General features: G+C 65.3%; 9 protein-coding genes. 6 read left to right on the plus strand and 3 right to left on the minus strand.

Annotation, left to right across the window (positions count from 1 at the left end; translation table 11 throughout):
- Positions 1–48 precede the first annotated feature (48 nt).
- Positions 49–948, plus strand: a complete 900-nt coding sequence (locus Y882_RS10165) for a LysR family transcriptional regulator (RefSeq protein ID WP_046971798.1) — start codon at positions 49–51, stop codon at positions 946–948.
- A 9-nt stretch (positions 949–957) separates the two neighbouring features.
- On the opposite strand, the gene Y882_RS10170 is transcribed toward Y882_RS10165, so the two are convergent.
- Both Y882_RS10170 and Y882_RS10175 read right to left on the minus strand, forming a co-directional pair.
- Entirely contained in the window at positions 958–1,719 is a 762-nt protein-coding gene (locus Y882_RS10170) for a bestrophin-like domain (protein WP_046971799.1), read from the minus strand.
- A gap of 38 nt (positions 1,720–1,757) precedes the next feature.
- Positions 1,758–3,800: an amidohydrolase family protein gene (locus tag Y882_RS10175; protein WP_046971800.1), complete on the minus strand. Its 2,043-nt coding sequence runs from the start codon at positions 3,798–3,800 to the stop codon at positions 1,758–1,760.
- Positions 3,801–3,957: 157 nt separating this feature from the next.
- Here Y882_RS10175 and Y882_RS10180 point away from each other — a divergent pair, with 157 nt between their 5' ends.
- Positions 3,958–5,085 (plus strand): FAD-dependent oxidoreductase, encoded by a 1,128-nt coding sequence (locus tag Y882_RS10180; RefSeq protein ID WP_046971801.1) that lies wholly within the window; start codon positions 3,958–3,960, stop codon positions 5,083–5,085.
- Between the two features lie 147 nt (positions 5,086–5,232).
- Positions 5,233–5,601, plus strand: a complete 369-nt coding sequence (locus Y882_RS10185; protein ID WP_052949890.1) for a hypothetical protein — start codon at positions 5,233–5,235, stop codon at positions 5,599–5,601.
- A 33-nt stretch (positions 5,602–5,634) separates the two neighbouring features.
- Here Y882_RS10185 and Y882_RS10190 read toward each other — a convergent pair whose 3' ends face one another.
- The gene (locus tag Y882_RS10190; RefSeq protein WP_046971803.1) at positions 5,635–6,045 is read right to left on the minus strand and encodes an acyl-CoA thioesterase; all 411 of its coding nucleotides are present in this window, start codon (positions 6,043–6,045) and stop codon (positions 5,635–5,637) included.
- Between the two features lie 59 nt (positions 6,046–6,104).
- On the opposite strand from Y882_RS10190, the gene Y882_RS10195 reads away from it, so the two are divergent.
- The 3 genes from Y882_RS10195 to Y882_RS10205 all read left to right on the plus strand — a co-directional run bounded on the left by Y882_RS10195 (position 6,105) and on the right by Y882_RS10205 (position 9,871).
- Complete coding sequence (locus tag Y882_RS10195) at positions 6,105–6,458, plus strand: SMR family transporter (protein ID WP_046971804.1); 354 nt, start codon at positions 6,105–6,107, stop codon at positions 6,456–6,458.
- Positions 6,448–6,780: a multidrug/spermidine efflux SMR transporter subunit MdtI gene (gene mdtI / locus Y882_RS10200; protein WP_046971805.1), complete on the plus strand. Its 333-nt coding sequence runs from the start codon at positions 6,448–6,450 to the stop codon at positions 6,778–6,780. Before Y882_RS10195 ends, mdtI begins: the two co-directional genes overlap by 11 nt.
- Positions 6,781–7,534: 754 nt before the next feature.
- A complete protein-coding gene (locus Y882_RS10205) occupies positions 7,535–9,871 on the plus strand; it encodes a S9 family peptidase (RefSeq protein WP_046971806.1) in 2,337 nt (778 codons plus the stop codon).
- Positions 9,872–10,077 lie beyond the last annotated feature (206 nt).

The following is a 10,077-nucleotide window of genomic DNA, read 5'->3' on the forward strand; positions in this document are numbered from 1 at the left end:
AATGCTCAATAATCGCCATGTCTGTTGTCGAAATGGTCAACAATCGCCATGGATCGTCTGCAAGCCATGCGGGTCTTCACGCGCATCGTGGAACTGGGCAGCTTTACCCGCGCCGCCGATGACCTCAGCCTGCCGCGCGCCACGCTGACCCACACCATCAAGCGGCTGGAAGAACACGTGGGCGCCCATCTGCTCCAGCGCACCACCCGCCGCGTGCGCCCCACCCGCGATGGCGAGGTCTACTACAACCACTGCGTGCGCCTGTTGGCGGATCTCGATGCGGTGGAAGCGGATTTTCGCGAGGCGGCCGCGGTACCCAAGGGTCGGCTGCGCATCGACCTGGCCTCGTCGCTGGCGCGCATCGTGTTGATCCCGGCGCTGCCGGAATTTCTTGCGCGCTATCCGCAGATCGAGATGGACATCGGCACCAGCGACCGCTTCATCGATCTGGTGCAGGAGGGCGTGGACTGCGTGCTGCGCGCCGGCGATCTGCCCGATTCGACCATGGTCGGCCGGCGCGTGGCCAATCTCTCGCAGGCCACCGTGGCGAGCGTCGCCTACGTGCAGCGTCATGGCCTGCCGCAGACGCTGGCGGATCTGCACAACGGACACGTCGCGGTGAACTGGGCCTCGCCCACCACGCGTCGCACCTCGCCGCTGGAATTCATGCTGGGCAAACGCATGCGCGAAGTGACGCTGCCAGCGCCGATTGCGGTGAGCGGCACCGAGGCCTACCTGGCCTGCTGCGAGGCAGGGCTGGGCATCGCGCAGTTTCCGCGCTATCGGGTGGACGAGGCGCTGGCCAGCGGCACGCTGATCGAACTGCTGCCCGCGATGCCGCCGCCGTCGTTTCCCATCAGCGTGCTGTACCAGTCGCAGCGGCAGCTGCCGTTGCGACTGCGCGTGTTCATCGACTGGATCGTCGAGGTGATGGGCGAGGTACGCTGAAATCGACGGCTACTGATTCATCTGGCTGATCGCTTCGCGCATCGGCGCCACCGATACCCTGACTACGCCGGTCAGCGGCGTATCCATTTCAAGTATCACGTAGATCGCCCCCGACGCCGACAACGCACACACCAGGAAGAAGAACAGCACCGTGTGGTTATGCGGCGCAAACAGGCCGAACGTGCCGAAGATCACGCACAGCCACGCGGCCAGCACCAGCAACAGCGTCATCGGGATGGTGCCGTTCTTCTGCATCAGCGCCAGCCAGCGCGCGGTGAACACTTCATCGGAAATATCCAGCGCGCGGTCCTTGAGCTGTTGCTCGGCTGCCGTGGCGGGTTTCAGCGCCGTCACGCGGCGCTGGAAATCGCTGATGTGGCTGAGGATCTGCGGGCTGTCCAGCTGCGCGATCCGCGCGCGGTCACCCGAGGCCAGCAAGTCCACCCAGTTGGTGTAGCTGCGTTTGAGCGTCTCGCGCAGCGGCTGGGCCTCGGGCCCGTACTGCGCCAGTGCGCGGTCGAGGCGCAGGATATTGACCGCGTTGCGCTGCAGATCGCCGTTGACCGCGTCGTACGAGGTCTTGGCCGAGGAGATCAGCAAACCCAGCACCAGCGCGGCGATGGTGGCGATGAGGCCGGCGGCCAGCTTGATGGACGAGGCCGAATCCTCGTCCAGGTGATGGTGCGGCAACCGCGTGCGCGCATACATGCCCAGCAGCGCGCAGCCAAACACACCGGCAAAAATCAGCAGGAAGATCAGCAGGTGCGTCATGGCGCTTGCTCCTCACACGCGGTGGTCGCCGGATGACCTTATTCCTCCCAGGCGGGTCGCTTGCTGATGCCGCCTTCGGTGCGCAGCGCGCTGGCGTCCATCAGCTTGCCGTCCATCATCACCAGCTCGGTATGGCGCAGATCGCCGATGTTCACTGCCGGGTTGCCGTCCACCAGCACCAGGTCCGCGTTCTTGCCCTTCTGGATGCTGCCGGTATGCGCGTCGGCGCCGACCAGATGGGCGGTGACCGCGGTGGCGCTGGCGAGCGCTTCGGCGTTGGTAAAGCCGGCCTGCACGTAGAGCTCCAGCTCGCGCACCAGTTCCAGCCCGGTGCCGTCGGTGCCGGCGACGATCGGCACGCCCGCCTTGTGCATGGCCCCGACCAGCGCCTGCAGCTTGGCGAAGCTGGCGCGGTAGTCGGCACGCGTGAGGTCCTTGGGCACGGTGAAGCCGCCCTGGCGGAAGCCGCGTTCCACCGCCGGCGGCAGCGTGCCGACGTAGGGCGCATAGGAGGGCGAGAGATCGCCGTTCTCCGGCACGTACAGGCTCTCGGCGATCACCAGGGTGGGATCGGAGGTGATGTGGCGCTGGGCCATGGTGGCGATCAGCGACTTCATCGGCTCCTTGTCCAGGTCCACGTTGCGCGCATAGCGCCCCGGGCCTTCGAAACGGCCCATGCCGTTGGATGCCTTGACCACCTCGTCGGGCATCGCCTGCATCATCACGAAGTAGATGTGGGTGATTTCGTCGTAGCCATCGTCGATGGCCTCCTTCGGACGCATGCCGGCGGGCAGATGGCCGTGCACGTGCAAGCCATCCTTGTGCGCTTCGGCGGCGGTGGCCTTCACCCAGGCGGGGTTGAACGTGCCGTAGATCTTGATCGCACTGAAGCCATCGGCCTTGGCCCGGTCGGCCAGCTTGATCGCTTCTTCCTGCGAAGTGGCCACCGTGGCGACCTGCGCCGTGTTCGGGCCCTTGCCGTCGATCAGCATCGACGGGTACACGTGCGGCCCGAGCAATTCACCCTTGGCGCGGCGCTGGGCGCGCGACAGCGTCTGTTCGTTGATGTTGCCCGGATCGCGCACCGAAGTGATGCCCAGCGACAGCAGCATTGGACCGCTGGCGTCGTCCGGCACGTGCTGGTGCGAATCCCACAGGCCGGGTACCAGGGTCTTGCCCTTGCCATCGATCACCTGCGCGTTCTTGGGCACCGTTATGGAAGCGGCATCGCCCACCGCGGTGATCACGCCCTTGTCCACCAGCACCGTTTGGCCGTCCACAAAGCGCGACCCATCCACGAAGGCGCGCACATTGGTGAATGCCACGGGGCCGGGCGGTGTCTTCAGCAGCTTGGGCACGATGGCCTTGGCATGTTGGGCGAGCGCGGCGGTCTGGGCTTTTTCGAGCGCCGGCAGCGCCGACTCGTAGCCTTCCGGCAACCACGCCAGGCCGTTGACGAAACCGAAGAAGTGGCCTGACTTGTCCACCCATACCGGCACCGGCGTATTGCTCAGGCCGGTCACCGCATACGCGGTCACCTGCTGCTTGTTGGCGCCATCGCCAACGGTGGCGACGGTGAGTTTTTCCGCGTGCGCCTTGCCGCCGGGCAGCAGCGTGAGCGTCTTGTCCGGTGCGGTCAGCAATTTTTCGACGAGGGTGGCATTGAGGTCGAACGGGCCGCCGAAGGCAACGTATTCGGCTGGCGCACCGTAGGGCGCGGAACCCGCGTCCACCGGACTCTTCCAGCTGGCCGATCCCGCTTGCACGGCAAACGTCTCGCCGGCATCGCCGTTGGGCGTGTGGCCGCGGATCACCACGCGCTGGATCATGCCGTCACTGCCCAGCGTGGTGCTGCTGTCCACTTCGGTCACCATGCCACGCAGCAACAGGCTTTCACGGCCCATATGCGTGCCATCGGCGGTGACCCAGCGCGACGAGCTGCCATGCTTGCCGGCCGTGGAGACGATGGAAAAGCGCTGCGCATTGGCCGGCGGCGTGGCCAGCGAGTCGGTGGAAGCAGGTGTGTCGGCGAAGCAGGGCAGCGCCAGGAAGAGAGCGAACGCGACGAACGGGGCACGCATAGGAAAGCCTCCGGTGGGTTCGCGGCGCAGTATGGCCGTCTTGCACGCCGCGCCATAGTGCTGGGCGGGGTGCCAAATGGGCTATGGGCTGGTCTTGACGCAGGGACGACGCACGTTGGCGGCAGACTCCCCGTGGCAGGGGCTCGGAGAGGCGAGCATGAGATCGACCCATCCCGACGTGCTCATCGTCGGCGCCGGTCCCACGGGGCTGGCTGCAGCCCTGTTGCTCGCGCACCGGCGTGTCGCCGTGCGCATCATCGATACGGCCCGCGTCGCGGCCACCACCTCCAAGGCGCTGGCTGTGAACAGCCGGACGCTGGAGATGCTCCAGAGCACCGGTGTCTCCGACCAGATCGTTTCCGAAGGATGGCCCGTGCGCGGCGCCACCTTGCACGAGGACGGCCACGATGTGCTCGCCTTCGACCTCCCGCCTGCACAGGACGCGCGGTCCTTGATGACCGTGCTGCCGCAGGCGCGTACCGAAGCGCTGCTGGCCAAGGCTTTGGCGGCCAAGGGCGTGACGGTGGAGCGCGGCGTCACCTTCCAGTCGTTGTCGCAGGACCTGACTGAAGTCACCGCCACGCTGCAGCACGCTGATGGCGGCGCGGAACAGGTCACCAGCCGCCTGCTGTTCGGCGCCGATGGCGCGCGCAGCGCCACGCGCGCCGCGTTGAAACTCGATTTTCCCGGCAGCGGCCTGGCCGAACCCTGGCTGCTGTGGGACGTGGCGATGCAGACCTCGTTCGACCTGGATCGCGCGCACATCCTGTTCGAGCGCGATGGTTTCATCTTCCTGCTGCGGCTCGCCGACGACGTGTGGCGGGTGATCGGCAACACCCATGATCCGCTCGCGACCTTGCGCCGCTACGGCAGCCTGGGCCAGGTGTCGTGGGAATCGCAATTCCATGTCAGCCATCGCGTGGCCTCGCAGGCTGGCGTGGGGCGTGTGGCACTGGGCGGCGATGCCGCGCACATCCATTCGCCGATCGGTGCGCGCGGCATGAACCTGGGGATTGAAGACGCCTATGTGTATGCGGATTGCGCCGCCGACGCACTGGCCGGCGACATGGGCCGCATGAACGACTACGCCGCGCTGCGCCACGCCGTGCACAAATCCGTCGTGCGCCGCATCGGCGCCCTGACGCGCATGGTGCATGGACGGCCCCCGTGGCTGCGCTGGATTCGCGATGGCGTGGTGCCCGTGGCAGGACATCTTTCGTTTGCGCGGCAATTGATGATGCGCACCGCCGGCGGCCTCGACCACCCGCTGAAGACGCGGCGCTAGGTCGGCCAGGCCAGCCTCAAGTTCACCCTCGCACGGCCGATAACCGGGCATACGCGACATCCGATCCGGACGATGGCGCGGTGTCCTGTTGTCGCGGCGCCGAACGTCGCGACGCTGTCGTATCGCCCGATGGGATGTAGCAAACGCATGAACGCACACAAGCCGCACGTGAAGGGTAATCGCGTGGATTGGGCCGATCCTCGCCTGCAGGCCTTACTGCGTCGATCTGAAAACTGGAAGCTCGACAACCGCGGCACCTACACCCCCAAGGATGTGCAGATCCACCTCGGCTGGGGCGCCACCAGCGGCCGTCCCGCCGTGCTGGTGTGGGAGCGCGACCAGGTGATGATGCTCGAAACCCGCTACGCCATCGCGCTGGGCGAACAGGTGCGGGTGGACGAGCCGCAGGGCGAAAAGCTGCGCAGCGTATGGGGCATCGTGGTCGAAGGCCGCGAAGGTTTCCGCGCGGAAGACCGCGACAACGGTGTCCACCTGCACTGGCTGCATCTGCGCTGAGATGCCGGCCGCCTGGAGCAGCCTCGCACAGCGCTAGACGACGGGCAGCGGCGGCACCGTCGCCGGCGTGCCATTCGAATCGAGCGCGACCATTACGAAGCGACCGGTGGTACAGACGCGACGATCGCCGGTGAGCGGATCCTCCCCGGTCAGCTCCACTTCCACCGTCATCGAGCTGCGGCCCACATGCACGATACGTGCAACCAGCTCGGCCAGCTGACCGGTGCGCACGGGCACCTTGAAATTCACTTCCTCGGAGCGCGCGGTGACCACCGTGCGCCGGGCGTGGCGTGAGGCGACGATGAAAGCCGCCTTGTCCATCCATGCCAGCGCCTGCCCGCCGAACAGCGTGCCCAGATGGTTGGTGTGGTCGGGAAACACCATCTCGAGCAGGCGTGCCTCGGGCAGGGTGGAGGTGGCGGGCGAGGTGTCGGCTAGGTTCATGGCGTGATCGGGGATGGCGAGGGTAGGATGGGGTCGCGGTGCCCGACAAGGAGAACCACATGCGTCACTGGCTTTTCATGGCCGCGGCCATTGTCACCGAAGTCGCCGGCACATTGGCGATGAAGCTCGGCGCGCATCACGGATTCCTGACCATCGGCCTGTCGACGATGTACGTGATGCTGGTGCTGTCCTATACCTGCCTGGCGATGGCGGTAAAGCGCATTCCGCTGGCGGTGGCCTACGGCGCCTGGGAAAGTCTCGGCCTCGTGCTGATCACCTTGTGCAGCGCCTGGCTGTTCGCCGAAGACCTCAAGCCCGTCAAGCTGGCGGCGATCGCCCTGATCATCGCCGGCATCGTGCTGCTCGAGCGCGGCACCGACGAAGCCCCCGCGGGGAGCCGTCATGCTGCCTGAATTCGAACCCATCCATCTGCTCTACCTCGCCATCGCGATCGTGCTGGAAATCGCGGCCAATGTGCTGATGAAGCAGTCGCACGGCTTTGCCTACAAGCGGCCCGCCGTCGCCGCGATTGCCTGCGCACTGGCGGCATTCACGGCGTTGAGCTTCGCCATCCGCGGGATTCAGTTGTCCGTAGCGTATGGCGTGTGGGGTGGCGTGGGTTTGATAGCGACGGCGGTGTTGGGGATCGCGGTGTTTGGGGAGAAGCTGCGTTTGTCGGGGTGGGTGGGGTTGGTGTTGATTACGCTTGGGGTTTGTTTGTTGAAGTTTGCGTGAGGGTAGTGTCGATTTGCTACGCACGCTCCTAATCGTCATTCCTGCGAAAGCAGGAATCCAGTGACTTTGCGCTTGGTTGTCGCGTTACCGCGATCTGGCCGCCTACGCGGCGGGCGTTTCGATCGGCTGCCGCCGCTCGAGTCACTTTTCTCTTGCTGGCCCAAGAGAAAAGTAACCCAAAGAGAATGGCCTAAAACGCCCGCAGCATTGTGCTGGGATAAGCCCGAACGCTCGAGGCACACCGTCAGGGGACAACCTCCGAGGGTACACAGTGGGTACCTCAATGCGCTGCGCAACGCGCCCGAATCGCTGAGGACTTAAAGCGGGGGCCTCGCTGCGCGTCGGCTTTGGCCAGCACGTTGAGAACGGCGTACCGCGCCTGGCGCTGCGATTGTCTGTGGGAGCGCACCCTGTGCGCGACAGCCACGCCCCGGTGTACCGCTCCGTAGGCTTGTCGCGCACAGGGTGCGCTCCCACAAATAGCCGGCCGGCAACCGTGATCCGCCGTCAACAGGCCTGCGTGCTCCCTTGTAGGAGCGCACCTTGTGCGCGACCGCAGCGCCGAGGTGTACCCGCTCCGCCGGCTTGTCGCGCACAGGTTGTGCTCCCACAACGCCATCAGCCCCAGCTCCCCGCATCGATCAACTCAGCCAAAACCGATGGCAGTCCTCCACCACCTGAGTAACACTAACGCCCATACCCAGGCCGCCCTTCCATGCGCGCCTGTATGTCGCGATTGATGGGGGACCAGGGGATGAAATTGAACACACGTGGTGCGCGCCTGGCTGGCGCGGCGGCGCTGATTGCGCTTTCGACGGGTGCCGCCGCACAGGGGCGTACGCTTACCAACGACGACTACGGGCGCGCCGAGCGCTACGTGGGCTACAACGTCACGCCGCTGGTGGACCACGCCGTGGCCACGGTGACCTGGATCGACGATACCCACTACTGGTATCGCGACCATGACGCCTCCGGCGATCGCTACGTCCGTGTCGACGCGGCCAGCGGCAAGGCCGAGCCCGCTTTCGATCACGCGGCTCTTGCCGCAGCACTGGGCAAGGTGCTCGGCAAGACGGTCAGCGCCAACAAGCTTGGCATCACGACCTTCGCCACCACGCAGGACGGTCGCCTCGACGTCAACCTGCGCGGCAAGCACTACCTGTGCGATATGAAAGGCAAGATCAGTTGCGCCCTCGGTCGTGATGAGAGCGTCGATGGCACGGGCAACGAACCGGGTGTGCTGTCGCCCGACAAGCACAGCGAAGCCTTTGTGCGCGACTGGAACCTATGGGTGCGCGACGTCGTCAGCCGCAAGGAAACCCAGCTCACCATCGATGGCGTGGAAAACTACGGTTACGCCACCGACAACGCGGGCTGGAAGCACAGCAGCAAGGCCATCCTGGTGTGGTCGCCGGACTCCAGGCGCATCGCCACCTTCCAGCAGGATCAGCGCAAGACCGGCGACATGGTGATCGTCGGCACCAACGTGGGCCATCCGAAGGTCGAAAAGTGGAAGTATCCGCTGGTCGGCGACAAGGACGTGACGATGATCGAGCGCGTGATCGTCAACGTAGCTGCACGCAAGGTGCTGCGCCTGAAAATGGAGCCTGACCAGCATCGCTCCACCTTGTGCGACGACGTGAGCTGCGGCCGCGATGGCGGCTGGGACGATGTGCAATGGGCGCCCGATGCCGGCTCGCTGGCCTTCGTGTCGTCCTCGCGCGATCACAAGCAGGCCTGGTTCCGCGTGGCCGACGTGCATAACGGCGACGTGCGCACCGTGTTCAACGAGAGCGTGCCCACTTACTACGAGAGCGGCAACGGCAAGGTCAATTGGCAGTACCTGCCGGCCAGCCATGAAGTGGTTTGGTTCAGTGAGCGCAACAACTGGGGCAACCTGTACCTGTACGACCTGGACAGCGGCAAGCTCAAGCACGCCATCACCACCGGCGAAGGCAACGTGACCGAGGTGCTCAAGCTCGACACGGCGTCGCGCACGTTGTGGTTCCGCGGCGTGGGCCGCGAGCAGGGCGTGGATCCGTACTACCAGCAGTTCTACAAGGTGAGCCTGGACGGTGGCGCACCAGTGCTGCTGGCGCCGGAGCCGGCCGACCACACCATTACCCTGTCGCCGGATGGACGTCTATTCGCCGACGCCTACTCCACACCCACCACGCCATCGGTCACCGTGCTGCGCAGCGCGCAGGACGGCCGGGTGATCGCGACCATCGCCAAGGCCGACGTCTCGCGCCTGCTCGCCACTGGGTGGAAGGCGCCCGAGCCGTTCACCGTGAAGGCGCGTGACGGCAAGACCGACCTGTACGGCCTGATGTTCAAGCCCACGCAGTTCGACCCGTCCAAGAAGTATCCCATCGTCGACTACATCTACCCCGGTCCGCAGACTGGCTCGGTAGGCTCGCGCAGCTTCAATCCCGCACGCGTGGATCACCAGGCGCTGGCGGAACTGGGCTTCATCGTGGTCGCCATCGACGGCATGGGCACGCCGTGGCGCTCCAAGGCGTTTCACGACGCCTACTTCGGCAATATCGGCGACAACACCATGCCCGACCAGGTGGCCGGTCTGAAGGAACTGGGCAAGCGCCATGCATGGATCGACCTGGATCGCGTGGGCATCTGGGGCCACTCCGGCGGCGGCAACGCGACGGTGACGGCGATGTTCCGCTACGCCGACCTGTTCAAGGTGGGTATCGCCGAGAGCGGCAACCACGACAACCGCAACTACGAAGATGACTGGGCCGAGAAGTGGCAGGGCCTGCTGGTCACTGACAAGGATGGCAAGAGCAACTACGACGACCAGGCCAATCAAAACCACGCCGCCGGTCTCAAAGGCCATCTGCTGCTCGCGCACGGCACCATGGATGACAACGTGCCGCCATACGAGACGCTGCTTGTGGTCGATGCGCTCATCAAGGCCAACAAGGATTTCGATCTGTTGATGATCCCGAATGCGCATCACGCTTATGGCGCTGCGGCGAACTACATGATGCGCAAGCGGTGGGATTATTTTGTGCGGAATTTGGCGGGGGATGTGGCGCCTAAGGAGTTTGAGATGAGGCCGCCGAAGGATTGAGGGGTTGCTGTTGACGTTTGTGGAGTAGCTGACCGTCGCTGACTGCGAAGGTCAGCGTAGTCTGCAATTGATCGTCATTCCTGCGAGGGCAGGAGGCGCTTTTCAACAGCCGAAGGCTGGTCATCCAGTGACTGTGCGCTCCGTTGTCGCGATACGGCGACCTGGCTCGCCTGCCGCGGGCTTCCGAGCCGCTGCCGCGGCCCGGG

Source organism: Dyella japonica DSM 16301 (genome assembly GCF_001010355.1).
Lineage (GTDB): Bacteria > Pseudomonadota > Gammaproteobacteria > Xanthomonadales > Rhodanobacteraceae > Dyella > Dyella japonica.

Bases quoted from the DNA above. Each gene is read 5' to 3' on its own strand.
- Y882_RS10165 (WP_046971798.1), top strand. From the start codon at position 49: ATGGATCGTCTGCAAGCCATGCGGGTCTTCACGCGCATCGTGGAACTG.
- Y882_RS10195 (WP_046971804.1), top strand. From the start codon at position 6,105: ATGCGTCACTGGCTTTTCATGGCCGCGGCCATTGTCACCGAAGTCGCC.
- Y882_RS10175 (WP_046971800.1), bottom strand. From the start codon at position 3,800: ATGCGTGCCCCGTTCGTCGCGTTCGCTCTCTTCCTGGCGCTGCCCTGC.
- mdtI (WP_046971805.1), top strand. From the start codon at position 6,448: ATGCTGCCTGAATTCGAACCCATCCATCTGCTCTACCTCGCCATCGCG.
- Y882_RS10185 (WP_052949890.1), top strand. From the start codon at position 5,233: ATGAACGCACACAAGCCGCACGTGAAGGGTAATCGCGTGGATTGGGCC.
- Y882_RS10205 (WP_046971806.1), top strand. From the start codon at position 7,535: ATGAAATTGAACACACGTGGTGCGCGCCTGGCTGGCGCGGCGGCGCTG.
- Y882_RS10170 (WP_046971799.1), bottom strand. From the start codon at position 1,719: ATGACGCACCTGCTGATCTTCCTGCTGATTTTTGCCGGTGTGTTTGGC.
- Y882_RS10180 (WP_046971801.1), top strand. From the start codon at position 3,958: ATGAGATCGACCCATCCCGACGTGCTCATCGTCGGCGCCGGTCCCACG.
- Y882_RS10190 (WP_046971803.1), bottom strand. From the start codon at position 6,045: ATGAACCTAGCCGACACCTCGCCCGCCACCTCCACCCTGCCCGAGGCA.